General features: G+C 36.5%; 25 protein-coding genes. 2 read left to right on the forward strand and 23 right to left on the reverse strand.

What is annotated here, in order from left to right; all coding sequences use genetic code 11:
* The first annotated feature begins 150 nt into the window (after positions 1-150).
* Both QF044_RS08830 and QF044_RS08835 read left to right on the forward strand, forming a co-directional pair.
* Entirely contained in the window at positions 151-585 is a 435-nt protein-coding gene (locus QF044_RS08830; protein ID WP_307265971.1) for a helix-turn-helix domain-containing protein, read from the forward strand.
* A gap of 23 nt (positions 586-608) precedes the next feature.
* On the forward strand, positions 609-1,451 hold the full coding sequence (locus tag QF044_RS08835; protein ID WP_307265972.1) for an IS3 family transposase: 843 nt from the start codon (positions 609-611) through the stop codon (positions 1,449-1,451).
* Positions 1,452-1,561: 110 nt separating this feature from the next.
* On the opposite strand, the gene QF044_RS08840 is transcribed toward QF044_RS08835, so the two are convergent.
* The 23 genes from QF044_RS08840 to atpA form a co-directional block, all read right to left on the reverse strand.
* Positions 1,562-3,052 (reverse strand): MFS transporter, encoded by a 1,491-nt coding sequence (locus QF044_RS08840; RefSeq protein ID WP_307265973.1) that lies wholly within the window; start codon positions 3,050-3,052, stop codon positions 1,562-1,564.
* Positions 3,053-3,158: 106 nt separating this feature from the next.
* Positions 3,159-4,337 carry an acetyl-CoA C-acyltransferase gene (locus QF044_RS08845; RefSeq protein ID WP_307265975.1) on the reverse strand — a complete coding sequence of 393 codons (1,179 nt, stop codon included), beginning with the start codon at positions 4,335-4,337 and terminating at the stop codon, positions 3,159-3,161.
* A 56-nt stretch (positions 4,338-4,393) separates the two neighbouring features.
* A complete protein-coding gene (locus tag QF044_RS08850) occupies positions 4,394-4,807 on the reverse strand; it encodes a hypothetical protein (protein WP_307265976.1) in 414 nt (137 codons plus the stop codon).
* On the reverse strand, positions 4,804-5,208 hold the full coding sequence (locus QF044_RS08855) for a hypothetical protein (RefSeq protein WP_307265977.1): 405 nt from the start codon (positions 5,206-5,208) through the stop codon (positions 4,804-4,806). The genes QF044_RS08850 and QF044_RS08855 overlap by 4 nt, the downstream gene beginning before the upstream one ends.
* 467 nt (positions 5,209-5,675) lie before the next feature.
* Positions 5,676-7,058 (reverse strand): nucleoside permease, encoded by a 1,383-nt coding sequence (locus tag QF044_RS08860; RefSeq protein WP_307265979.1) that lies wholly within the window; start codon positions 7,056-7,058, stop codon positions 5,676-5,678.
* A 20-nt stretch (positions 7,059-7,078) separates the two neighbouring features.
* Positions 7,079-7,678 carry a bifunctional nuclease family protein gene (locus QF044_RS08865; protein WP_307265981.1) on the reverse strand — a complete coding sequence of 200 codons (600 nt, stop codon included), beginning with the start codon at positions 7,676-7,678 and terminating at the stop codon, positions 7,079-7,081.
* Between the two features lie 167 nt (positions 7,679-7,845).
* Entirely contained in the window at positions 7,846-8,793 is a 948-nt protein-coding gene (locus QF044_RS08870; protein ID WP_307265982.1) for an electron transfer flavoprotein subunit alpha/FixB family protein, read from the reverse strand.
* Between the two features lie 100 nt (positions 8,794-8,893).
* The gene (locus tag QF044_RS08875; protein WP_307265983.1) at positions 8,894-9,640 is read right to left on the reverse strand and encodes an electron transfer flavoprotein subunit beta/FixA family protein; all 747 of its coding nucleotides are present in this window, start codon (positions 9,638-9,640) and stop codon (positions 8,894-8,896) included.
* Positions 9,641-9,794: 154 nt separating this feature from the next.
* Positions 9,795-10,499 carry an SDR family oxidoreductase gene (locus QF044_RS08880; protein WP_307265984.1) on the reverse strand — a complete coding sequence of 235 codons (705 nt, stop codon included), beginning with the start codon at positions 10,497-10,499 and terminating at the stop codon, positions 9,795-9,797.
* Positions 10,500-10,579: 80 nt separating this feature from the next.
* Positions 10,580-11,497 (reverse strand): T9SS type A sorting domain-containing protein, encoded by a 918-nt coding sequence (locus QF044_RS08885; RefSeq protein ID WP_307265985.1) that lies wholly within the window; start codon positions 11,495-11,497, stop codon positions 10,580-10,582.
* Between the two features lie 148 nt (positions 11,498-11,645).
* Entirely contained in the window at positions 11,646-13,025 is a 1,380-nt protein-coding gene (locus tag QF044_RS08890; RefSeq protein ID WP_307265986.1) for a dipeptidase, read from the reverse strand.
* 308 nt (positions 13,026-13,333) lie between these two features.
* Complete coding sequence (locus tag QF044_RS08895) at positions 13,334-13,636, reverse strand: hypothetical protein (protein ID WP_307265988.1); 303 nt, start codon at positions 13,634-13,636, stop codon at positions 13,334-13,336.
* Between the two features lie 137 nt (positions 13,637-13,773).
* Complete coding sequence (locus tag QF044_RS08900) at positions 13,774-14,910, reverse strand: class I SAM-dependent methyltransferase (protein ID WP_307265989.1); 1,137 nt, start codon at positions 14,908-14,910, stop codon at positions 13,774-13,776.
* 27 nt (positions 14,911-14,937) lie between these two features.
* Positions 14,938-15,378 carry a DinB family protein gene (locus QF044_RS08905; protein ID WP_307265991.1) on the reverse strand — a complete coding sequence of 147 codons (441 nt, stop codon included), beginning with the start codon at positions 15,376-15,378 and terminating at the stop codon, positions 14,938-14,940.
* 158 nt (positions 15,379-15,536) lie between these two features.
* Positions 15,537-15,839, reverse strand: a complete 303-nt coding sequence (locus QF044_RS08910) for a GxxExxY protein (RefSeq protein WP_307265993.1) — start codon at positions 15,837-15,839, stop codon at positions 15,537-15,539.
* 69 nt (positions 15,840-15,908) lie between these two features.
* Positions 15,909-17,069 (reverse strand): methylmalonyl-CoA mutase family protein, encoded by a 1,161-nt coding sequence (locus tag QF044_RS08915; RefSeq protein WP_307265994.1) that lies wholly within the window; start codon positions 17,067-17,069, stop codon positions 15,909-15,911.
* A gap of 206 nt (positions 17,070-17,275) precedes the next feature.
* Positions 17,276-17,632 carry a septum formation initiator family protein gene (locus QF044_RS08920; protein WP_307265995.1) on the reverse strand — a complete coding sequence of 119 codons (357 nt, stop codon included), beginning with the start codon at positions 17,630-17,632 and terminating at the stop codon, positions 17,276-17,278.
* Position 17,633: 1 nt separating this feature from the next.
* A complete protein-coding gene (gene udk / locus QF044_RS08925) occupies positions 17,634-18,248 on the reverse strand; it encodes a uridine kinase (protein WP_307265996.1) in 615 nt (204 codons plus the stop codon).
* A 132-nt stretch (positions 18,249-18,380) separates the two neighbouring features.
* Positions 18,381-20,216 (reverse strand): T9SS type A sorting domain-containing protein, encoded by a 1,836-nt coding sequence (locus tag QF044_RS08930; protein WP_307265997.1) that lies wholly within the window; start codon positions 20,214-20,216, stop codon positions 18,381-18,383.
* A gap of 134 nt (positions 20,217-20,350) precedes the next feature.
* Entirely contained in the window at positions 20,351-20,656 is a 306-nt protein-coding gene (locus tag QF044_RS08935) for an ATP-dependent Clp protease adaptor ClpS (RefSeq protein WP_307265999.1), read from the reverse strand.
* 11 nt (positions 20,657-20,667) lie between these two features.
* Positions 20,668-22,026, reverse strand: a complete 1,359-nt coding sequence (locus QF044_RS08940) for a hemolysin family protein (protein WP_307266001.1) — start codon at positions 22,024-22,026, stop codon at positions 20,668-20,670.
* Between the two features lie 104 nt (positions 22,027-22,130).
* A complete protein-coding gene (gene atpG / locus QF044_RS08945; protein WP_307266003.1) occupies positions 22,131-23,000 on the reverse strand; it encodes an ATP synthase F1 subunit gamma in 870 nt (289 codons plus the stop codon).
* A gap of 86 nt (positions 23,001-23,086) precedes the next feature.
* Positions 23,087-24,664 (reverse strand): F0F1 ATP synthase subunit alpha, encoded by a 1,578-nt coding sequence (gene atpA, locus QF044_RS08950; protein ID WP_307266004.1) that lies wholly within the window; start codon positions 24,662-24,664, stop codon positions 23,087-23,089.
* Positions 24,665-24,678 lie beyond the last annotated feature (14 nt).

The raw sequence follows: 24,678 nt of genomic DNA on the forward strand, positions 1-24,678 counted from the left end.
TTTATACAAAAGCATATTTCTGATTTTAATCAATTCAGAAAAAATGAAGTGCTGATATTTAAATACAACAAAAAAGCCTGATGAACTCAAGCTTTTTTTATTAATGATGTGTCTAGTCCTGAAATATCGATACACAAAAAAAGAATCGTTATGGAAGAACATTTAGAAACGGCGTACATCAAACGTACACAGAGAGATTACAATTTGAGTTTGAAGCTTCAAATTGTAAGAGAAATAGAAGCAGGAAAGTCAGGAATCACTGAGTGTCGTAAAAAATACGGTATCCAATCACGCTCTACGATTGTTAGTTGGCTTAGAAAATATGGTACCTTTGATTGGGAAAACCAAACGTCATTTAGCATGAAAAAGACTCCGGAACAGCGTATTATGGAATTGGAAGCTGAAGTTAAACTGCTTGAAAAGCAGAAAGCATTTTTAGAGAAACAGGCTTACATTGCAGATAAAAAGGTCATATTTTTCGATATGATGATTAATCTTGCCGAGAAAGAATATGATATTGATATCAGAAAAAACTTACCATCCGAACAATCAGTCACTTCCGCAGTGAAGAAAAAGAAACGCTAATCTTTACCTGCGAATTGTTCGGATTGGATAGACAAGTCTATTATAGAAGTATCAAACGGCATAAAAGCTCACAAAGCAAAGCTTCGAAAGTGATTAAACTGGTAGAAGATATTCGCGTAAAAATGCCAAAATTAGGAGGCAGGAAGCTGTATTTTCTTTTAAAGGAACCTTTAAGGTCTTTGAAAATAGGGAGGGATAAGTTTTTTGATATTCTGAGAGCTAATCATCTACTCATAATTCCCAAGAGAAGCTATTGTATCACAACGAATTCTCATCATCGATTCAGAAAGCATAAAAACCTGATTCTGGATTATAGTATAAACAAACCCAACCAGGTTTGGGTAGCAGATATTACCTATATCGGGAATAGAAAAAAGCCAAGTTATCTAAGCCTGATAACTGATGCTTATTCCAAGAAAATCGTTGGATATCATGTTGCAGACAACCTTAATACAGAAAGCAGCCTTGTAGCATTGAGAAAGGCATTAAAGAGCAATAACATTGAAAAAGAACCACTGATCCATCATTCTGACAAAGGCTTACAATATTGTTCAAATGAGTATCAAAGGATTTTGAAAAAGCATCAATTAAAATGCAGTATGACACAGAATTCCGACCCTTACGAAAATGCTGTTGCAGAGAGAGTGAATGGTATTTTAAAACAAGAATTTGATATCGATAAATATGATATTGAAACTTCCCTTAGAAGAACAATAGTCAATGAAGCTATTGGAATTTATAATGAATTACGACCTCATTTTTCGAATCATTATTTAACCCCAAATCAAATGCATCAACAAAAAGAAGTCAAAATGAAAACTTATAAAAGCAAAAACCAAAGCAAAAACAAATTTGCTCTGGTTTAATTATTTATTTTTGTCCTTGAATCTGTATCAGATTTTCAGGACTAGTCAATGCAATATATGATTAGTTTTTAATCAATAAAAAAGGTGCTATAAAAATAGCACCTTCTTGTTTATAAAGTATCTCTGTCTTTCAACATATTGACTTTTAAAAATCTTATCAAAACAAGCCCGACTCCAAAGAATAAGGTCATGGAAAGCGCTGCAATACGCATATTATTAAAATGCTCTATCAAAGTAGCAAAAATAAATGTACCAATAATAATGGCTATTTTTTCCAATACATCATAGAAACTGAAATAGGTTGTATTTTCCATAGAATTCTCCGGAAGAAGCTTTGAATAAGTAGATCTGGACATGGCTTGCAGCCCTCCCATAACTAATCCTACTACAGCTGCTACTCCATAGAACTGATACTCTACCGTTGGATTTTCTTTGTTCAGGAAGTAGGCCCAAAGGCAGGCTACAATCCATAAAACAATAGCAATTGAAATAACGTTCCTGTTTCCTATTTTTCTTGATAACCTGGAGAAAATTACCGCTCCTATAATCGCTTCGATCTGAATCACTAAAAGAGTTCCGATCAACTTATCCTGAGCAAGGTTGATCTCACTTTTCCCGAATAAGGTTGCCATCAGGAAGATAGTTTGCATCCCGACACTGTAAAAGAAGAAACTGGAAAGGAAGAATTTTAAATTTCTATCTTTAAAGAGCACTCTACCTACTTTGAAAAGTTCGTGGAAACTTTCTTTGGCAATGTCTTTATAAAAGCTCATGTTGTCTTTCAGCACTTCAAAGAAACCTCCTTGCTCCTCATGCTTTTTAAAGATGTTTTTATAATTTAAAAGCACTAAGTCTTTTGGTAGCTTTTCTTTCACATCTCCAAATTGCGGAAGATGTTTGAATGTGTATTGGGAGAACCCAAACCACCATGCACCGGTTAACAGGAAGCTGATTCTTGTAAATAAAAGCTGCTGTGCCGCTCCTTTTGCAAAAACCTGAATCAGTACCAGACAGATTACAACAAGGACTACGGAACCTATATAGCCATACACATATCCTTTGGCAGAAAGTGCATCCTGCTTATCCCGTGTGGCAATATCCGGGAGAAAGGAGTTATAAAATACTAAGCTTCCCCAGAATCCTACACTCGCCGTAATGCTGAAGAGAAGACCTAAAAAGACATTATGCATTCCCGTAAACATAGCCAATCCCATACATGAAGTGGCCCCCAGATAGCAGAAAAACTGCAGGAAAGATTTCTTATTTCCAATCGTATCGGCCAAAGAAGACAAGAACGGAGAAAGTAACACTACGATAAAAAATGATATGGTCAATGAATATCCGTACACGGCATCAGGCTGATATTCTCTGCCAAAGATTTTGATCATGTGTCTTACCGGAACATCAATCCATGATTTTGTTTCTTCCACATACTCCTTTTTCTCGTAAGCAGTAGTGAGTATGGAATAATAAATAGGGAAAATAGTAGAGGTAATAACCAATGAATAAACAGAATTCGCCCAGTCGTATACAGCCCAGGCTTTCATAATCCGTGGATTATTCTTTATGTTTTGAGGCTGTTGATTCTCAATTTCAGACATTTCAAATAAATATTAGTAGCACAAAAATAGAAAAACCATTAAGAAATCGATAAGAATTTAGAAAAATTATCGATTCCTTAATGGTAAAATATTCTTTTAAAGAATTTTAGATATTTTCAATCACGATAGCAGAAGCACCACCACCACCGTTACAGATTGCTGCAGCACCGTATTTGGCATTATTCTGCTTCAATACGTTAATCAGTGTAACAATGATTCTTGATCCTGAACTTCCCAGCGGATGTCCGATAGCTACTGCTCCACCGTTTACGTTAACTTTTGATGCATCCAATCCTAAGATTTTATTATTGGCCAATCCTACAACAGAAAATGCTTCATTGAATTCAAAGAAATCAATATCTGAGATCTCTAAACCTGCTTTTTTAAGAGCAATTGGTAAAGCTTTAGAAGGTGCAGTTGTAAAGTTTTCAGGCTCCTGGGCTGCATCAGCATAAGAAATAATCTTAGCTAAAGGTTTAAGGCCTAATTCTTCCATTTTCTCTTTAGATACAAGGATCAATGCAGAAGCTCCGTCATTCAGTGTAGATGCATTAGCTGCTGTTACTGTCCCGTTTTCTTTTTTGAATACGGTAGGAAGTGTTGGAAGTCTGTCAAAGTTTACCGCTTTATATTCTTCGTCTTCTGCAAAAATTACAGGATCTCCTTTTCTCTGAGGAATTTCAACAGGCACTACTTCTTCCGTGAATTTTCCTTTACTCCAGGCTTTTGCAGACCTTTTATAAGATTCTATAGCAAAGTTATCCTGATCCTCTCTTGAAATACTGTAATCTACAGCACATTTCTCTGCACATACTCCCATATGCACTTTTCCATATACATCTGTAAGACCATCCAGCATCATTCCGTCCTGCATTTTGATATCGCCTAATTTGGTAGCGATTCTTGCATTGTAATAATGAGGAACTGAAGACATGTTTTCCATACCTCCGGCCACGATAACATCAGCATCACCTGCTTTAATAGCCTGTGCAGCCATTGTCACAGCCTTCATTCCTGAAGCACATACTTTATTTACTGTAGTAGATGGAGTTTCAACAGACAAACCTGCGCCTAAAGCTACCTGACGAGCTGGCGCCTGGCCTTCTCCTGCCTGCAGTACATTTCCCATATAGATTTCCTGAACATTCTTAGGATCAAGATTTATTTTATCTAATGCTCCTTTTACAGCAACAGATCCCAGTTTTGTAGCAGGAACCGTTGAAAGGCTTCCCATAAAACTCCCTATCGGAGTTCTTACTGCGGAAACGATGAATACTTCTTTCATGTGTATTATATTTACTTATTTTAACAAATTTGGCTTTACAGCCTCATTATACTATTCTATTTTTTTACTTTAACGTAGATGATCTGGAACTGATTGTTTTCAACTTTAGATTGTATTTTCAGTAAATTATCCTGAGTTTCTACAATTTTATTATTAAAGACATCTCCTACCTGTACAGGATCATTTTTTTCGGTTTTTTCCAAAACAATGGCTTTATAATTACAGTCGTCTACAAATACCAGTGTAGATTTTATATAGTCTTTGCCATTATTGAAATATTCGGTCTGAATATTATCTTTAATGGTCATATAAAAGATTCCTTGCGGATAATTGGCACGCAGAAATTTTCCATCTCTTATATTTTTACATTTGACGGGTTGATCCGGCTTTTCAAATGTTGTCTTTTGAGATTTGGCCTGTGAAAATAAAAGCATCAATACAGCTGCTGATGCAATTTTTAAATGGTTCATATCTGTGTGCGGTTATTTACTTTTTTATTTCCGACAGCAAAAACCATCAGAAAGGCTCCTAAAAATTCTACGATCCACCCCCATTTCAATTTCACAACTCCTGCAAAGGTTTCTCTCCATGATTTGAACGGCAGAAAGCTGAAATATTCTAAAGACTGCATTTTGACTGCAACGAGTGTAAATGCAAACAACAAAATCAGCAGTATTCCCAAAAATCTTACGATTTTCGGACTGTTATTCACAACACCAAAAACGGCACATGCAGCAAAGATCCAGCATGCAATAGCAAGATAGTGATCTAACTTCCAGTAGTTCCAGTTTCCGATTATAGGAACATGTACAAGGGGCAAAAAGCTACCTATAACTACCAATACCAATCCTAATAACTGAATATTTTTCATATTTACTAAAGTGCCAAAATACAAAAAAAAACACAGTTTCAGAACGTGTGTTTTAAAAACGGAGGATTTGCTTACAAACACTCGTTAGCATCAATAAACAATCATTAAAATTACATCATTAACAATAAATTACAGATATTTTTATTAAATTTAAAAAATAGTATTTATAATTTGATCCCAATCTGAAGTCCATATTTATTCTTCAGCCTAGGATTAAATTCAGATCTAAAAATATTTTTGAACAAATATCTTAAAGCTTTATAGTTTCCGAAAATTTCCCCCTGGCCAAAATTCTTTGCCCGTGCATTGATCAGAATGCCTTAATTTTTCCAGTAAAAAATTCTTTAGAGGTTCTTCATGAATTGCTTCTATCCATAAGATGGAGTTTATTGTAAGGTTCCGAAAAAAAAATTGCACTTTTTTTTTCAAAAGTGCAATTTAATATTTTAATAATAAGTTTAGTAGAATTAGTGTTTCACTGAGGAAACTTCTTCCGGATTATGTTTATGTCTGAATAAAACAGCAAAGAATATGGCTAAAATCAATGCATAGACAGCAAATGAAAGCCAGATATTCTGCCAGTCTTTTACCATGACCACAGATGAAAGCGTTCCGTCAGGATTTACAGCTGAATTGAAGCTGTCTTTAAGAATCTGCAGGAAAGTAGGATTGTCTGCCGTTGTATCCAGGTAGGTGGACAACTCTGAAACGTTCGTAAATCTGTGGGTGAAAAATTTATCAATCGCCCAACCTGCGATATAACTTCCGAAAAGGGCACCAAAACCATTAGTCATCATCATAAATAGCCCCTGAGCAGATGAACGTATCTTTTTATCAGTAGTGGTTTCTACGAAAAGAGAGCCTGAAATATTGAAGAAGTCAAATGCCATTCCGTACACGATGCAGGAGAAAATGATCAGCGAAAGACCAAATCCGTCCGGAACACCATATGCAAAGAACCCGAATCTAAGCACCCATGCCAGCATAGACATCAGCATTACTTTTTTGATTCCGAATTTCTTCAAGAAGAAAGGAATCGCCAGAATAAATAAAGTCTCCGAAACCTGTGAAATAGACATGATAATTGTAGATCTCTGTACTACAAATGAATCAGCATATTTCGGAAAATGTGAAAATTCACTTAAAAATACATCTCCATAAGCGTTCGTCAACTGAAGCGCTGCTCCCAACAGCATTGAAAACAAAAAGAACAATGCCATTTTATAGTTTCCGAAAAGCTTAAATGCATTAAGGCCTAACTGTTCAGATAATGGGGCACTTTTATCAATCAGCTTCTGTGGAGGACATTTAGGCAGGGTTAAAGCATAAATTCCTAAAAAGATGGCAATTGCCCCACCAATATAAAATTGTCCTTCTGTTGCTTTGTTTCCTGTAAGATTGGTAATCCACATTGCTACGATAAACCCGATGGTTCCCCATACCCTGATGGGCGGAAAATCTTTCACTACATCCAGATTGCTGTTCTTCAATATGGTATAGGAAATGGAATTAGCAAGGGCAATAGTAGGCATGTAGAAACACATTGCCAGAAGCATGAGCCAGAAAAAAGAATTGGGATCGCCGGAATGTGGCAGCACAAAAAGGATAACACCATAAAGGATGTGCAGTACAGAAAAGATGCGTTCCGCATTGATCCAGCGGTCGGCAATAATTCCTGTAATGGTCGGCATAAAAATAGAAGCTATTCCCATTGTTCCGAAAACGGCTCCAAACTGGGTTCCGTCCCAGTGTTTTGTACCAAACCAAAAATTAGCCATCGTAATCAGCCATGCTCCCCAGACAAAAAACTGGAGAAAACTGAGGATGGTCAGTCGTAATTTTAAATTCATTTTAGTATAAAGTATCTCTTTTAATCAATTCTTTTTTTTCGCCTTTTAATTTCTTCCTGAATTTCCAGAGCGGTATCAAAATCTTCTTCTTTTACGGCTTCTTCAAGTAATTTCTGAAGTTCCTCCATAGATACGGCTTTCAGATTGTCTTCAGACTGCACGGTTTCTGAGAATGGCTGCTCTTCTTTGGAAACATCTTCCAGTTCCAGAAGGATTCCTGCTTCATTCAGGACCTGCTGTGTGGTAAAAATAGGGGCATCAAATCTTACAGCCATTGCCACAGCATCAGAAGTTCTTGCATCCAGGATCAGCTCTTCATTGTTAGCTTTATTTTTAAAATTGATATTTGAAAAAAATACGCCGTCTACGATCTGATAGATGATCACTGAAACCAATTCATAATTGGCTGAAACTATAAATTTTGTGAATAAATCATGAGTAAGCGGACGGGGCGGATGAATGTCTTTTTCCAGTCCGAGAGAGATGGACTGAGCTTCGAAATTTCCTATAACAACAGGTAATTTTATATGTGTCTCTTCATGCTCCAGTAACAAAGCGTACGCGCCTGATTGGGTCTGGCTGTACGATATTCCGCGAATAATTAGCTGCTTATAATCCATAGCTACAAATATAGATTAATTTTTTATTGTGATTTTAGTTTTACGCAAAAATAAAAGCCCGGAAAAGCCCGAACTTTTATTTTTTTATGTGAATTGTAAATCGTGAATTACTTCGTGTCAATTTTAAAATTTACTATTGACTATGGAGTAAATTCACTATTGACTTTCTATCCTTTTATTGCTTTAATTTTCTCAGTTAATGCAGGAATGATCTGGAATGCATCTCCCACTACTCCATAATCCGCAGACTTGAAGAACGGTGCTTCAGCGTCGTTGTTGATTACTACGATAGTTTTGGAAGAGTTAACCCCAGCTAAGTGCTGGATAGCTCCGGAAATCCCTACTGCGATATAAAGATTAGGTGAAATTGCTTTACCAGTCTGTCCTACGTGCTCTGTGTGAGGTCTCCAACCGATATCAGAAACTGGCTTGGAACATGCTGTAGCAGCACCAAGAACATTAGCTAAATCTTCGATCATTCCCCAATTTTCAGGACCTTTCATCCCTCTTCCTGCAGAAACAACGATTTCAGCCTCTTTAAGGTCTAATTTACCGGAACTCTGTTCGTGAGAGATCACTTTAGTATCTTCGTTAGCTACTGAAAGGTTTTTAACTTCTTCAGAACCTGATACTGCGTTTTCTTTCACTCCATAAGCATTTTGTGAAACTGTGATAATCACTCCATTTCCTTCAGCTTTTGCATGCATAAATCCTTTTCCTGAGAATGCTCTTCTTTTCACCTGGAATGGAGAAAGGCTTTCAGGCGCTTCCAAAACGTTGGTAATTAAAGAATAGTTCTTCATTACCGCAAGCATTGGAGCTACGGAAGAAGCGTCTGTGGTATGAGGAAAAACAATCGTGTTTCCATCTGCCACTTCACTTACAGCCTGGGCAAATGCTTTTGCTGAGAAGTTCTTCAGACCTTCGTCTTTGATGTTGATAACGTTTGATGCTCCATATTTGTACAATAAATCTGAAGAATCTGTAGGGTTTACAGAGATCGCTGTAACGGTATCACCCGCCTGATCTGCCACTGCTTTAGCATAAGAAACTGCTTCAAAAGCTGCTTTTTTGTAAACTCCGTTTATATTTTCTGCGTATACGAATACTGCCATTTTTTTAAATTTAAAGATTGAAAAATTTAAGGATTAAAAGATTGGAATCATGATAGAAATTCTTGAATTTCCAACCTGATGAATTCCGGCTTTTAAATTTTTAGATTACTTTAGCTTCTTCGTGAAGTAATCTTACTAATTCATCCAGGTTATCAGGAGAAACCATTTTCACAGCTGCTCTTGGCGGAACACTGTCATAAGATACGCCCTGAACTTTCACCTCAGAAGAAGTTGGCTCTACTACTTGTAAAGGCTTTGTTCTTGCAGACATAATTCCTCTCATATTCGGGATGATAAGGTCTTTCTCGTCTACCAATCCTTTTTGTCCTGCAATCACGGCAGGTAATTTTACTGATATTGTTTCTTTTCCGCCTTCAATTTCTCTTACAGCAGTAGCTTCGCTTCCGTTTACGTCCAATCCTACAGATGCGTTTACGAAAGGCTGGTTCAATAACTGAGCTACCATTCCCGGAACAGAACCTCCATTGTAATCAATAGATTCTTTTCCGCAAAGAATAAGGTCGTATCCGCCGTTTTGAGCTACAGCAGCAATTTCTTTTGCTGTAGAATAGCTGTCTTTAGGATCAAGGTTTACTCTTACAGCATCATTGGCACCAATAGCTAATGCTTTTCTGATTACTGGTTCTGTAGCAGTATCTCCTACGTTGATCACTGTTACAGTTGCACCCTGAGATTCCTGAAGTTTAACTGCTTTTGTCAATGCAAATTCATCCAATGGATTGATAACCCACTGAATTCCATTTTTGTCGAAAGCAGATTTATCTGCCGTAAAGTTAATCTTGGAAGTAGTATCCGGAACACTACTGATACAAACTAATATTTTCATGTGTACTATTTTATTTTTTCCCGTTTGTGCATAAAAAACCTTACTGTTTTATGCAGGGATTTTGTTATATTTTACTTTTGCTAATATAAATAAAAAATATATTATGCATGCATAATACTTATTATTTTACTATTCAATACATTAAATGCAATGACTAGGCTGGTTTTGTTGCCCTAAACTCTATCTTGCTGGGCAGAACACGCGGATTCATTTTTAAAATATCGAGGACAAGATTTCCCATATCTTCAGGCTGGATCTTCCAGCTGTCTTTTTCTGAAGGAATATTTCCATTGAAGTTGGTGGCTACGGATCCAGGCATAATAACTGTGGATTTGATGTTGTATTTTCTAAGATCGATCATCGCAGCCTGAGTAAACCCTACAACTCCAAATTTTGAGGCATTGTATCCGGTTCCGTTTTCAAAGAAGTTGGCACCTGCAAGACTGGAAACAGTGATATAATAGCCTTCTGTTTTTTTTAATTCTTCTACAGAAGCTTTTAAGGTATAGAAAGCACCGGTAAGGTTGGTTTCTATCATATCATTCCACTCTTCGGCTGTCAATTCATCTACTGGCTTGAAAATTCCAAGGCCTGCATTGGCAATCACAAAATCCAGCCTTCCGAATTTTTCAATGGTATATTTTACTGCTTCTTCTTCGCTTTCCAGGCTTCTTACATCAGAAACAATACCCAGAACATTTTCTGAATACTGCTTCAACTCTTCTTCCGCTTTTTCTACGTCATCTCTTTTACGTCCTGAAAACGCTACTGAAATATTATTTTCCAGCAAAATTTTGGCTATTCCAAAACCTATTCCTTTGGTTCCTCCGGTTATATAAGCTACTTTAGTTTCTGACATGTTTTCTTAATTTTAATTCTCTAAAATAACAAAAACGCTCCAATTGGAGCGTTTTACTGATACTAAGATTTTATCAGATATTATTTTTTGATGAGCTTTTGCGTAGTTTTACCTTGGTTTGTCTCAATATTAATGATATATACTCCCGGAACCAGACTCTTTACATTCATTTTATCTTTGTCTAGGAAGACGTTTCCCTTTCTTCCGGTGTTATCAAAAATTTCAACATTTTTTACATTTTCTTTAGATTTTATATAAAGAATATCTGATACAGGATTTGGATATACTGAAATGCTATTTTTATTCACAGCAATATCTGCTGAAGATAACACGGCCTCAGTATGAATTTTAAGATTATCAATATAAGCAATTCCATCAGCATTATCATGCACGAAACGCAACTGATCTATATTTATTAATTCCGGAGCTGTAGCTGTATGAATAAGAATTCCGTTCAGATAATACTTGATATCTGCTGCTGTACCCATTACGGTGAGCTTATACCAAAGATTGGGTGACCAAACCGTAGCTGTTGGTTCCATGACAGGGATTCCTGAAACCATTTTCAGTACTTTAATGACTCCTGTATTATCAAAGTCCAGTCTCACAGTATATTTTTCTTCAGCACTGCTTACTCCCTGAAAGCTGAAAATAGATCCATTAAGCTGAGACATATTGATGTCAAAAGAAACAGTAAAGTTATTATAGGCAAGCGGTACAGAAAGATTGTCAAATGCTCCTATTATCGGAACTGACTGGGTACCGTAGGTATTTTCTTTTACAATTTTCAATGAATTATTGCCATCTGATGCAGCATCGGCTGTAATAATCTGATTAAGTACATTGGGCGGTATATCACCTGTCGGAGTGCTGATCCATGTTCCTTGCCCGTGAATATTTCCTGTAATGAATCCCGCTGAGTTTTCAAAGGAAATGGTCTGCTGTGCGAAAGAAACTGCTGATAACAAGCAGAGTGCAATTGAGTAGATTTTTTTCATGTCTTATTTTTTAGATTGAACTAAAAATAGACACTTAGATTAATAAAAAAAATATCATTTGATAGGGATATTAACATAAAAAAAGAATAAAGCGCTCCGATATCGAAACGCTTTACCTTTATGGGATAATATTCTTTTAAAAGAATAACTATTTTGAATAATTTTCAAAAAACAACGGGATACTTTCAATTCCTTTGTAGAAGTTGAAAAGACCGTAATGTTCATTCGGAGAGTGAATTGCATCTGAATCCAGACCAAAGCCCATTAAAACAGATTTAGCGCCTAAAACTTTCTCAAACATTGAAGTAATAGGAATACTTCCACCGCTCCTGTATGGCAACACTTCTTTACCGAATGCCGTTTCCATAGCCTGTTTGGCTGCTAGGAACTCTTTGGTATCACTTGGCAGAACATAAGGCATCCCTCCGTGATGAGGAGTAACTTTTACTTTTACATTCTCAGGAGCTATTTTTTCAAAATATTTCGTAAATTTTTCTGTGATTTCTTCAGGTGTCTGATACGGAACCAGACGCATTGAGATTTTCGCAGATGCTTTAGAAGGAATTACTGTTTTAGCGCCTTCTCCTGTATATCCTCCCCAAATACCGTTACAGTCTAAAGTAGGACGGATAGAGGTTCTTTCAAGTGTTGTATAGCTTTTTTCACCTTCCACTCCATTCAGTCCGATAGATTTCTTGAATTCTTCCGGATTATCCTTCAGTTTGTTCATATCTGCTCTTTCAGCATCTGATACGGTTTCTACATTGTCATAGAATCCATCGATGGTAATATGCCCATCTTCGTCAATCAGTTTGGCAATCATTCTGGAAAGCACATGAATAGGATTCGGTACAGCTCCTCCATAAAGTCCTGAATGGAGGTCTCTGTTTGGTCCTTCTATTTCAACTTCTACATAGCTTAATCCTCTTAATCCTGTAGTTACAGTAGGCTGCTCATTGCTGTAAATATGAGTATCTGAGATAAGGATACAGTCACAAGCCAGTTTTTCTTTATTTTCATTAACGAAATCTCCTAAGCTCACAGATCCCACTTCTTCTTCCCCTTCCAAAATAAATTTAACATTACAAGGTAGAGAATTTGTCTTCATCATCGCTTCAAAAGCCTTTAAATGCATGAAAAATTGGCCTTTATCATCTGCTGAGCCTCTAGCAAAAATTGCTCCGTCAGGATGAAGTTCTGTTTTTTCAATATAAGGTTCAAAAGGTGGTTTTGTCCAAAGCTCTAATGGATCTGCCGGCTGAACATCATAATGTCCGTATACCAATACTGTTGGCAGGTTTTTATCTAAAAGCTTTTCTCCAAAAACAATAGGATATCCGTTGGTTTTGCATACTTCTACATTGTCAGCTCCTGCATTTTTAAGATATTCTGCAACAACATCTGCACATTTCAATACGTCATTTTTGTAGGCAGGATCGGCAGAAATAGAAGGAATTCTCAGTAACTCAAATAATTCATCCACGAAACGCTGTTTGTTTTCGTTGATGTAATTTAATGTCTCTTGCATTGTAAAATTTTGTTTTGTTAAAAGTAAAAAAAATGGGGTGCAGGAGCAAACAAAAACATATAATTTTCCTCAGGTTTATCATTATGCAGATTTCTAAGCCTGCTTTCTGTTACTTTGATGTGATGAATTGATGAAATGATAACAGCCCTAGCCCCGATTGCAACATTTGTTTGAGTTTATTTCTGAGTATTGGGCGGGCGGCAAAGCCGCCGCCCAATATTCAGAAATAAGCGAGTGCAACAAGCCGGATAAACTCAAAAAAAATGTCCCACATTTTTGCGGGACATTTTATATGGTGCACTAAAAAATTAGTGTTCAGCCTTAGGAGTCTGAGATCCTTCCGGTATAGGAGTCGTTTCAGAATGTGCTTTATCTTCTTCTTTTTGTTTTACAGCACCTGCAGTATCCGTTTTTGCAGGAGTTTCGTGACCTCCGTTTGCATCTCCTCTATACTTAGACAGGTTATCCTGCTCACCACTTGTCTGCTCGTCATCAGAATATCTTTCAACCCCTTCTTCAAGTTTTAAAGTATTTTTATTTCCTCCGGCTTGTATTTTTTTACAGCTTACAGCGATCGTTGCAACAGCTAAACATATAATGAATTTTTTCATATGTAAAATTTATTTTTTAAATGTCATATGGAATCGCATTATTTTAGCCGGTTATAGTTATTTTAACAGCAAGCGATTTCATGCTTAAATTTTTGATTGCCCAAAATTAAGAAATCCTGCTTTTTACGGCAACATTTTTATAGTGATTTTAAAATTATTTTACCTTTTTTGGATTGTGTAAAAATAAGGTAGTTTTTTCCACCATCTTTAATACCATATTTCTTTTTGATATCTTCAGGTTTTAGTGGGTAATTTTTCGTGATGATATTAAACTGTTCTTTCTTTTTAATCTGCTTAGATTCAATAGATTCCATTTGTAAAATTCTTCCGGGGAAATCTGTATTTTTTTGTTCAGAAGTATAAATATGAGTATTTGGATGAAGTTTTTTCAATTTATATCTTTCTGAGATCAGATTAAAAACGCCTGCCTTTAAAATAGAATTATTGGGAATATAAATGAATTCTTCAGGATCAGAATAGGCGGCAGCACTATTTTCCTCTTCCCCAAATTTAAATGCAAAAACAGATTCACCACTTTCGAGATTGGCACAGGTAACTGCTATTTCATTCTTTTTTTCATTGGAAAGAAAAATTATGACTTCTTTTACATCATTTCTTACTGCTATGATTTCTATCCTGAAAATTTCCGGTAAAGCTGATACAAGATACTTGAGATCAATCAGCGGAGACAGTTTTATGATCACCTGATCAGCTGTAGAAAGCAATTTTTCCTTGATCTGAAGAATATCCGGAGAAAGATCTTCCAGGAGAAAGACTTTATTTTTATTCTGATCTCTTCTTGCAGGATCCAGATAGATAACGTCAAAATGTTCTTTATTGTGAGTCAGGAAATCTTCAAGATTTTGATTGACAAATGAGGCTTTTCTATCTAAAATATTCCAGTTATGTTCTACAATTTTCAATAATTCTGAATTTTGCTCTACTAAAGTAACTTCTTCAAAATTTTTGGACAGATAATAAGCATCAATACCAAAACCGCTGGTCAAATCAATGAATTTCTTTCCTTTAAGAATTTGTGATTTATATTCTGCTGTTTTTTCAGAAGATGCTTGCTCTAAATTGAGCTGTGGCGGAAAAACAATTCCTTCTTTCAGCAGAAAAGGAAATTTTTTCTGAGCGGTTTGTTTTCCTTTGATCTGCTGGACGATTTCCTGCATGGAAACCTCTGGAAACGGGGATTTTTTTAATAACAAAGAATGCAGGTCTGTGTTTAGATTTGCATTGATATAGTTTTGGATTTCTTTATTCAGCATTTTTTTATTTCCACAGATCTCGTAGAATTATCGTTTATAAAAAATATAATCTGTTAATATCGGATCCATCCCGTTCTGTTTCAGGAGAGAATTGATCTGGCCCCGGTGATAGGTTGAATGGTTTACGGCATGGAACAACATATCGAAAATACTGTTTTCAAATTTTGTTCCTTTGGAATTCTGATATTCCACCCTACTATCAAGATCCTGTTCCTGAATGATATCAATACTTTTCAGAAAATTCTGATGGTTAATCTCATTAAGAGATTCAAAGGGGTTGATCTGCCAGACTTCGAATGCTTTTTCACCCAGTATTCGTGAATTCCAGATCTGCTGGGCGTTCAATGTATGATTGATAAGGCTGATTGTTTTTTCGTCAACTTTCGAGATATGCTCTGAAATATATCTGATCATTTCTTTATTGAAATGGTAGGTGTATTCAAATAAGTCGACTAGCTTTTCTTTCATTACATGCTGATATTATTTTTCTTAACCACAGATTACGCAGATTTACACAGATGTTTACGATTAATTTCCATAATCCTAAAATTAAGTAATAAAAACTTTACACATGTAATCATCTGTGTAAATCTGCGTAATCTGTGGTTTAATAATCTATAATTTTTTTAATCTAATTCTCCGTTTACTTTTCTGAAAATACTTTTATTAATATAGTCAGTATCTGTAATAGCCTTTATCTCTATAATTACTTTGTTTTCAACAATTATATCCGCAATAAATCCTGATTCTATAACAGTATCCTTAAACTTAAGGTTCATTGGGACCTGAGTTTTTACCATTAATCCATTATTTTCAAGTTCATGAGCCAGAACTTTTTCATAAACCTTTTCCAATAAACCTGGTCCAAGCTCATTATAGACAGAAAAGATGCATTTCCTGACATAAAAACTTATCTCATTTTCTTTCATTATATTGTGTTTAAAATAACAGATATCTCTTAAGATTACTGTATTTGAGAAATCTGGGGAACCTGTAAATTACTCAAACATTTCAGCCCAACGTACGGCTTTTATTTCTTTTTCATTGTAAAGATCTTCTACTGATCTTGTAACGTCTAATTTGGGGTACAAATTGACTCCAATAAGCTTTATTTTACCTTCTTCCACCCATTTCTGTTCCTCAACGGCATGGTCATAGATCTTTTTCTGAATAATTCCCTGCTTTAAAAGCTCAAGATAACCTCCCCCTTCTTCTATTTCAATGAACAGTGCCCACGATTTTTCAGCGATTTGACGGGTAATCTCTTCAACATAATAGCTTCCGTTCGATGCATCTTCAAATACATTAATGATACTTTCATAAGCCAGAACAATCTGCTGCTTAAAGGAGATCTCTTCAGAGTTATCGGTACTTCTGTCAACAAGATAATTGTTGCTGAACACCGCATCTGCTCCTGCAATCATTGCGGAAGCCAGTTCGAGAGTTGAACGGATAAGATTGTTTTCACTGTCTGCTACAGCCTTATTTCTTAAAGAGGTTTCGGCAAAAATATATGGTGTTTCATTTAAGCCATATTCTTTTGAAAGCTGATTAAAGACTATTTTAAAAGCTCTCAGCTTAGCCATTTCAAAGAAATAGTTTCCTCCTACTGCTATTCTGAAAATCAGTTTGCGTAAAATTTCAGGACCATAGACTTCGGCAAGTTCCTTAGCCTTTGCCAACGCAATTCCTAACTGCTGATCAATGGCTGCTCCTGCATTCTGATGAAGTGAAATATCAACGCAGATGTTTCTTTTGAAATCCTTCGATAAAAGTTCTTTGGCCAGCTGGTCATCAATAGTTCCTTGTTTTTCGTTGAAAACATCGATCAGTGAGAAATACTGATCTTCTTCTTTGGGGCTTATGTGGCCTGCAAGATCATTATTGTTGACAAAGATTGTTTTTTCTTCAAGATTTTCTACGTTGTGATCCAAAATAAATGCAAATACATCTTCTTCCAGGCTCTCATGGTATCTGGCTACCAGATGGGTATTTTCTTCAACTTTCGGCAGATTGACCAGCGGTCTCTGTACATCACTGTAAAAAGGTTTCACCTCTATTCCTTCTAAGTTTTCTTTCTTCAGAATGGAATAAATATCATCTGTTTTAAGTTGTTTTCTTACTAAATTTTCCCAGTTTGGAAGTATATCTGCTGACATTGGCTGTTTGTTATGGTCAATAGTGAACTTTGCTTCGCAGGTCAATGGTGAATTTTTAAAAATTGACGATTGACCGTTGAAAATTCACTATTACGTTTATAATTTATGTGAATGGTGAATTTTGCTTCGCAAATCAGTTTTAAATCTATAAAATTGACTCCTGACAATTCACTGCGAAGCTTATTGACTCCCCATGTTTTAAATATCTACTTTTTGGCCTCATTGGCGCTGTCTACCACCAGAATAAAGATTTCCTCATCCGGTTTTTTCATAAAATAATTTTCTCTGGCGTATTTTTCTTTTTCCGACTTATTGTTCATCAGCTTTTTATAAAAGGCATCATTTTTTCCGTATTCCGTTTTATAATATTCAAGCTGGTCTTCATATCGGCTAATCTCGCCGTTCAGCTCATTAATAACAAGGAAAGAGGTTTTATCAAAGAAAATCATCCAGACCAGAAACATACAGATGGTAATGGTATATTTATTCAGAACATATTTCTGGATTATTTTGAATGTCTCAGACTTTGGCTGGATATCTTTAATAAGCTTGTTTTCTTTCATTTTAATGTTTTCTCAACGAATTTTTAATAACAGTGGTTAAAAAATCAATCGCTACGGAATTCTGTCTCATATTGGGAATGATCAAATCGGCTTCATTCTTGGATGGCTCTATGAATTCCTGGTGCATAGGCTTTAAGGTGGTCTGATAACGGTGTAAAACTTCACCTAAATCTCTTCCTCTATCCTGAGTGTCTCTTCGGATTCTTCGGATTAATCTTTCGTCAGAATCTGCATGTACAAAAACTTTTAAATCGAACTCTTTTAATAGTTCTTTGTTGGTAAGGACCAAAATTCCTTCTACAACCAAAACATTTCTAGGTTCTACAGTGACATGGTCGCCAGTTCGGGAATGGGTGACAAAGCTATAAATGGGCTGTTCTATAGGCTCATTGTTCTTTAAAGCTTTCACATGTTTTATCATTAAATCGAAATCTATAGACTTTGGATGATCGTAGTTCAGCGCTTCTCTTTCAGTCAGTGTCAGATTCGGGTTGTCATGATAATAATTATCCTGAGAAAGGATATTCATTCCTTCAATATCAAGCTGTTGCAGTATTTTATCAACAACTGTAGTTTTGCCGGATCCTGTACCTCCAGCAATTCCTATTACAAGCATTCTTTTTTTGTTTCTTTATAGTTGGCACAAATATACTATTTTAGATGAATGCAAATAAAGCAATCGGTGCAGAAATTAGTTTTAAACCAAAAAAAATCCGATGTATAAACACCGGATTTAAGAGATCTAATTTTATTTTTTAATGAACTTGGCGGATAATTCAACTCCTTTTACGGTCAGAATATAGTTTCCGGACTGAAGATTTGAAATATCGATCTTTCCTTTTCCGCTTCCAATGGTGGTTTCTATTACTTTTCTGCCTTCCATATTATAAATTTCGGCTTTTTCTTCTTTGTTGCCTTTTAATACAACTATGAGAACGTCAGAAGCTGGGTTTGGATATACTAAAACCGGTGATTCTTTTACTGTTTCTTTAGTACTTAGTGCACAACTGTATTCAGGAAGTACGTAAGCCGCAGCTGTAAACTCTTCTGTCATAGCTGTAATATCACTACAATTGTACCCGAACTGCCCCAGCATATCAATTGCAGCCTGTCTTACGGCAATAGCAGCATTCTGCTGGTTGGTGGTGGAAGTCGTTAAACTCAGTCCTTCTAAAAAGGCTCTGTCGGTTTTTTCTTTTCCTATTCTGTTATAAATTCTCATCAGTGCCGCAGACCAGATCTGAGCTTTATCATAATAGGATCCGGATCCCGGATAGGTCATTGTAGTATTGGTTATTCTGCCGGCCCAGAAGGGATTGTGCCCGTCCCAGTTAAACATCCAGTGATATTCAGGATCTGATGGAGACCATTGATTTAAGCTTCTGCTGTAAGACTGTGCCCAGTAATCGCCACATCCCTCGCTCAGGCCGTCTGCATTGGAAATTCCTCCTGCCAGCCAGTGATGGATTCCGTGGCCTAATTCATGGAGGATCACATCCGCATCTTCCGCGTCGTCTACCCCGCCCTCTCCAAATCCAAGTGATTGATTTGCGGTAAGATAATGAGAATTATCCGTACCATTAAAACCATGGGGATCAAATCTTAAAACCCCATTATTCTGTGAAGGTTTACAGACAATTCCTAAAGTTACGTTGATATATCTAAGACTGTTATCCAGGTGCCAGTAGGCATTCACTGCTTCAAATCCCTGATCGTTTCTGTTGAATAAAAACTGATTGGTGGATTGTGTAAAAGGTCCTGAAACAGGTGCTTCTAATTCTTTAACTTCTGCATATGTTCCCTTCAAGGAATAAATTCCGCCTGTGAAATCAAGTTCAGGAATGGTCACCAGCGTTCTTGCAGCATCCAGGCTTGCATTGGTTGCATCATTATTATCTACAAAGTTTCCTCCATAAGCTGATCCGGTTTTAGATAAAGGATCCGGCTGAAAAATATAGGCACTTCCTGTCACAAAAGCCTTCTTCGCATTTATTTTTTTATTTTTCTTAACAGGAGGATCATTTTTATCGTGGTGTTTTACAGAAATATCTTTCACACTGATCACAGTACCGGTTTTTGCATCTACCATAGTTTCCCAACTGCCCGGGTTATTGAAAGAACTGGTCAGTACCCTGTAAACCAGTTTTGTTTCTCCAGACTCTGTGCTGTAAACAAACAGCTTATTTTCCTCATAGGTAATTTCGCCTTTCGATCCGGAAGCTATGTGGGCTTTTTTAAGTGCTTCAGAAGCAGAAAAAGAAGGAGCCGTATCAATTTCCTTCAGGTTTTTTTTCAAGCTTTCTGTACTGGTGTAGCTTATTTTACCGTCTTTATTGAAATGAATTACAATTTCAGACTCGAAAACAGGAACTTCTTTGATCATCTGCTGAAAACGAAGTGTTTCTCCTGTATTGCCTTTACGGACTGAGCTTAATGTAAGCCCGGTGAATCCCTGGATTCCTAAGTTTCTGGAATGATCTTTAATCCAACTTTTTGCAGGGGTTTCAAAGGATGATTCCTGAGCTGTCAATGCAGAACAGCATAATACACTGCCCAGAATGAGCGAAGTAATTTTTAGTTTCATTTAATTATATTTAAATTAGTGTGTTTTAATTACGAATATAAATAAATTTCTCTATATTTTTCACCAACAAGTGTATAATTGTCAAAATTAATTATGCATAATAAAAAACTCCATCCAAAGACAGAGTTTAATTTTTATACTATTTCACTTGTTAATTCCCTTGAAAGCAATTTTTCATGCATGGGCTTCAGGATATCCATTGAGCCCGTTTTTACTGTGCATTTGCCTTTGTAATGAACCAGAATGGTACATTGTTCGGCCTGCTCCAGTGTATGCTTGCAGATCTCAATCAGAGAATCAATCACATAATCAAAAGTGTGAATATCATCATTATGGAGAACAAGCTTATATACTTCATCGGTATCATCCAAAACGAGTACTTCTTCTTCATACTGACGTTTCGGATCTTCATAATCTTTTATACTATTATAAAAAAACATCCTAAACCTTTTTAAACTTCACCTATTTTATCAGCCAGATCGTTGAGCACATTCGGGCCTTCATACACTAGTTCTACGAGTTCTACACTCTTATTATTCATTTTCAGGATCTTGAAATGATAATTTTCCAAATCAAATTCCTCATTTTCTTCCGGGATATCTTCCAATGCATGCAGAATGAAACCTGCAAGTGAATTGTATTCGCTTTCTTCGGAAAGTGGCAGTTTTTTAGGCAAATGCTCATTAATCTCATCCAATGGCTGTGTAGCCTGAACCCAATAAATATTGTCGCCTATTTTATCTACCAGCTTATCCTCGTCATCTTCTTCATCCTGTATTTCCCCTACTAATTCTTCAAGAATGTCTTCAAGGGTAATAATTCCTTCCGTCCCACCAAACTCATCAATAACGATCGCAAGATGTTGTTTTTTCTGCTGGAATATTTTCAATAGGTCTGAAATCTTTTTGCTTCCTACTACGAAGAAGGCATCACGCATCAGTTCTTTAAGGTCATCATGATTGAGAACACCTTTTCTTTTAACAAATTCTCTGATAATCTCTTTTGTATAGAGAATTCCGATCACATTATCTATGGAATCAAGGTATACAGGAATACGGGAATAACCGCTGTCCATGATCTTGTTGATAATTTCATTGATATCTTCTTCAAAGTCAATAGACGTGATATTCTGTCTTGGAACCATGATCTGCTTGGCAGAGTGATCTGTAAAATCAAATGCATTTTTAATGATCTCATAGTTTTCTTCTTCAATCTCTCCGCTGTCTGCACTCTGTTTTACCAGAAGCTGAAGCTCTTCAGTGGAGTGGATCTCCTGCTCTGAAGCGGGATGTATTTTTACCAATCTCAGGAATGTATTGGACATCAGGTTCATCAACCAGATAAATGGTTTGAAGATGGTATAGAAAACTCTCAACGGAACTGCTGTAGCCATTGTAGTAGCTTCTGATTTTCTGATGGCAATAGATTTTGGAATCAATTCACCAAATACGATGTGCATCACGGTGATCAATACAAAACTGGTCACCACTGAAATAGTGGTAATGGTAGTCTGAGCCAATTCAACATTCAGGGAATGGAAAATACTTTCAACAACGTGGTGAAGTGCACTTTCACCTACCCAACCCAATGCAAGGGACGCCAATGTAATACCAAGCTGTGTAGCAGACAAATACTCATCAAGATGCTTGATAATATGCTCTGCCTGTTTTGCCATAGAGTTACCTTCGGCGGCTTTTAACTGGATTTGTGAGTAACGAACTTTAACAATTGAAAATTCTGCGGCTACGAAAAAGCCATTTAGTAAAACAAGAAATAAGGCTAGCAAAAGCCTGACTATGTCCGAGTCCATTTAGAAGTTGTATAATATTTTAGTTTACAAAGATAGAAAAAATAAAAATAACAAAAAAAAGCATCGACTGTATCGATGCTTTAATATTATGTTAAAATAATTCTTTATGAATTTTTCAAAGCTTCTGCTCCGGAAACGATCTCTAAGATCTCGTTGGTAATAGCAGCCTGTCTGGCTTTGTTATAATAAATAACCAAATCATTTTTCATAGACTGAGCGTTATCCGTTGCTTTATGCATTGCTGTCATTCTGGCACCGTGCTCTGATGCTACAGAATCCAGAACACCTTTGAAAACCTGAGTTTTTATAGATTTTGGAATCAAATTATCTAAGATCTCTGCTCTGTTAGGCTCAAAAATGTAATCTGTTTCTACCTGAGATTCAGCTGCGTCAACTTCCGGCATATGAATTGGAAGAAGCTGTTCTGTAGTCACTTCCTGAGTAGCAGCATTAACGAATTTATTATAAATTAAATAAACTTCGTCAAATTTACCTTCTTTGAAACTACTCATTACGGCTTCTGTAAGATGAGAAACTGCATCAAAAGTCAAATTATCAAAAACAGAGCTTCCATTAGCATATACTGTACGGCTTTTTCTTACAGCATCATACGCTTTTTTACCAATTGTAAGAACTTCAACTTCGTACTGGGCATTATTCTGAAACTGAATGTTTAGCTCTTTAACGATAGCTGAGTTAAAAGCACCTGCCAAACCTCTGTTTGAAGTAACAGCAATGAAAAGAACTCTCTTTACTTCTCTTTTTTGAGCATAAATAGAAACCTGATCAGGATCTGAACTAGAATTTACATTCTGGATAATCTCCTGTAGTTTTTCAGAATAAGGTCTCAACATTACGATGGCATCCTGTGCTTTCTTTAGTTTCGCAGCGGAAACCATTTTCATAGCACGTGTGATTTGCATCGTAGATGAAATTGAACTGATTCTTCCTCGTATTTCTTTTAAGTTTGCCATATTTTGGTTAGTTGTTGGTTGTCGGTTGTTGGTTGCTAGTTTTAGAAAATTCTGTCAACTATCAACCAAAAACCATCAACTAATTTTTAGTTATATTTAGAAGCTAAATCATTAGCCGCCTGCTTAAGAACTGCTGTAATATCGTTGTCGATTTTTCCAGCTTTAAGAGCAGCCATTGTTTCAGGGTGCTTAGATCTTAAGAACTCGATATATTCAATCTGGAATTCTTTTACTTTTCTGATAGGAACGTTTCTCATTAAGTTTTCAGTACCAGCGTAAATCATTGCCACCTGACTGTCTACAGGAAGCGGAGAGTTTACCGGCTGCTTAAGAAGCTCTACGTTTCTTTCCCCTTTAGAGATAACCGCTAAAGTAGAAGCATCAAGATCAGAACCGAATTTAGCGAACGCCTCTAATTCTTTATATTGAGCCTGGTCTAATTTAAGAGTACCGGATACTTTTTTCATTGATTTGATCTGAGCGTTACCTCCTACTCTCGATACAGAGATCCCCACGTTGATTGCAGGACGAACCCCTGAGTTGAATAGATCAGACTCCAAGAAGATCTGTCCGTCAGTAATAGAGATTACGTTCGTTGGAATATACGCAGAAACGTCACCAGCCTGAGTTTCGATAATCGGAAGTGCCGTTAATGAACCTCCTCCTTTTACCAATGGTCTTAGAGATTCTGGTAAATCGTTCATCTGGCTAGCAATTTTATCATCAGCGATTACTTTTGCAGCTCTTTCCAATAATCTTGAGTGAAGATAGAAAACGTCTCCAGGATAAGCTTCACGGCCCGGTGGTCTTCTCAATAGTAGAGAAAGCTCACGGTAAGCAACAGCTTGTTTAGATAAATCATCATAAATGATCAATGCCGGTCTACCAGTGTCTCTGAAGAACTCACCGATAGAAGCACCTGCCATTGCAGAATAAACCTGCATTGGAACCGGATCTGAAGCATTAGCTGCAACGATTACGGTATAAGCTAAAGCTCCTTTATCAGAAAGGGTTTTAACGATTTGTGCTACAGTAGAAGCTTTCTGACCAATAGCAACATATATACAATATACTGGCTGACCAGCATCAAAAAATTCTTTTTGGTTGATGATCGTATCGATAGCAACCGTAGTTTTACCTGTCTGTCTGTCACCGATGATCAATTCTCTCTGACCTCTTCCTACAGGAATCATAGAGTCGATTGCAACGATACCTGTCTGTAAAGGTTCAGTTACCGGCTGTCTGAAGATAACTCCAGGAGCCTTTCTTTCCAATGGCATTTCATATAATTCGCCAGTGATAGGACCTTTACCGTCGATAGGGTTACCAAGAGTATCTACTACTCTTCCTAACATACCTTCTCCTACTTTGATAGAAGAGATTCTGTTTGTTCTTCTTACTGTATCTCCTTCTCTTACTAATTTACTTTCCCCAAGTAGAGCAACACCTACGTTGTCTTCTTCAAGGTTAAGTACAATACCTTCTACATCACTAGAAAATTTCACCAACTCTCCGTATTGTACGTTTTCTAACCCGTATACACGAGCAATACCATCACCGATGGTTAAAACTGTACCTACTTCCTCAACGTTGGATTGAGTGTCGAAGTTGGCCAATTGCTGTTTTAAGATCGCAGATACTTCTGCCGGATTTATTTCTGCCATTGTATGGTTGTTTT

Source organism: Chryseobacterium sp. W4I1 (genome assembly GCF_030816115.1).
Classification (GTDB): Bacteria; Bacteroidota; Bacteroidia; order Flavobacteriales; family Weeksellaceae; genus Chryseobacterium.

Excerpts from the sequence above, each read along its gene's own strand:
- QF044_RS08915 (WP_307265994.1), bottom strand. The coding sequence starts at position 17,069 with ATGTCAGCAGATATACTTCCAAACTGGGAAAATTTAGTAAGAAAACAA.
- QF044_RS08860 (WP_307265979.1), bottom strand. The coding sequence starts at position 7,058 with ATGAATTTAAAATTACGACTGACCATCCTCAGTTTTCTCCAGTTTTTT.
- udk (WP_307265996.1), bottom strand. The coding sequence starts at position 18,248 with ATGCTTGTAATAGGAATTGCTGGAGGTACAGGATCCGGCAAAACTACA.
- QF044_RS08895 (WP_307265988.1), bottom strand. The coding sequence starts at position 13,636 with ATGAAAAAATTCATTATATGTTTAGCTGTTGCAACGATCGCTGTAAGC.
- QF044_RS08885 (WP_307265985.1), bottom strand. The coding sequence starts at position 11,497 with ATGAAAAAAATCTACTCAATTGCACTCTGCTTGTTATCAGCAGTTTCT.
- QF044_RS08865 (WP_307265981.1), bottom strand. The coding sequence starts at position 7,678 with ATGGATTATAAGCAGCTAATTATTCGCGGAATATCGTACAGCCAGACC.
- QF044_RS08855 (WP_307265977.1), bottom strand. The coding sequence starts at position 5,208 with ATGAAAAATATTCAGTTATTAGGATTGGTATTGGTAGTTATAGGTAGC.
- QF044_RS08880 (WP_307265984.1), bottom strand. The coding sequence starts at position 10,499 with ATGTCAGAAACTAAAGTAGCTTATATAACCGGAGGAACCAAAGGAATA.
- atpG (WP_307266003.1), bottom strand. The coding sequence starts at position 23,000 with ATGGCAAACTTAAAAGAAATACGAGGAAGAATCAGTTCAATTTCATCT.
- QF044_RS08930 (WP_307265997.1), bottom strand. The coding sequence starts at position 20,216 with ATGAAACTAAAAATTACTTCGCTCATTCTGGGCAGTGTATTATGCTGT.
- atpA (WP_307266004.1), bottom strand. The coding sequence starts at position 24,664 with ATGGCAGAAATAAATCCGGCAGAAGTATCTGCGATCTTAAAACAGCAA.
- QF044_RS08920 (WP_307265995.1), bottom strand. The coding sequence starts at position 17,632 with ATGAAAGAAAACAAGCTTATTAAAGATATCCAGCCAAAGTCTGAGACA.
- QF044_RS08830 (WP_307265971.1), top strand. The coding sequence starts at position 151 with ATGGAAGAACATTTAGAAACGGCGTACATCAAACGTACACAGAGAGAT.
- QF044_RS08875 (WP_307265983.1), bottom strand. The coding sequence starts at position 9,640 with ATGAAAATATTAGTTTGTATCAGTAGTGTTCCGGATACTACTTCCAAG.
- QF044_RS08935 (WP_307265999.1), bottom strand. The coding sequence starts at position 20,656 with ATGTTTTTTTATAATAGTATAAAAGATTATGAAGATCCGAAACGTCAG.
- QF044_RS08840 (WP_307265973.1), bottom strand. The coding sequence starts at position 3,052 with ATGTCTGAAATTGAGAATCAACAGCCTCAAAACATAAAGAATAATCCA.
- QF044_RS08845 (WP_307265975.1), bottom strand. The coding sequence starts at position 4,337 with ATGAAAGAAGTATTCATCGTTTCCGCAGTAAGAACTCCGATAGGGAGT.
- QF044_RS08905 (WP_307265991.1), bottom strand. The coding sequence starts at position 15,378 with ATGAAAGAAAAGCTAGTCGACTTATTTGAATACACCTACCATTTCAAT.
- QF044_RS08910 (WP_307265993.1), bottom strand. The coding sequence starts at position 15,839 with ATGAAAGAAAATGAGATAAGTTTTTATGTCAGGAAATGCATCTTTTCT.
- QF044_RS08870 (WP_307265982.1), bottom strand. The coding sequence starts at position 8,793 with ATGGCAGTATTCGTATACGCAGAAAATATAAACGGAGTTTACAAAAAA.
- QF044_RS08940 (WP_307266001.1), bottom strand. The coding sequence starts at position 22,026 with ATGGACTCGGACATAGTCAGGCTTTTGCTAGCCTTATTTCTTGTTTTA.
- QF044_RS08900 (WP_307265989.1), bottom strand. The coding sequence starts at position 14,910 with ATGCTGAATAAAGAAATCCAAAACTATATCAATGCAAATCTAAACACA.
- QF044_RS08890 (WP_307265986.1), bottom strand. The coding sequence starts at position 13,025 with ATGCAAGAGACATTAAATTACATCAACGAAAACAAACAGCGTTTCGTG.
- QF044_RS08850 (WP_307265976.1), bottom strand. The coding sequence starts at position 4,807 with ATGAACCATTTAAAAATTGCATCAGCAGCTGTATTGATGCTTTTATTT.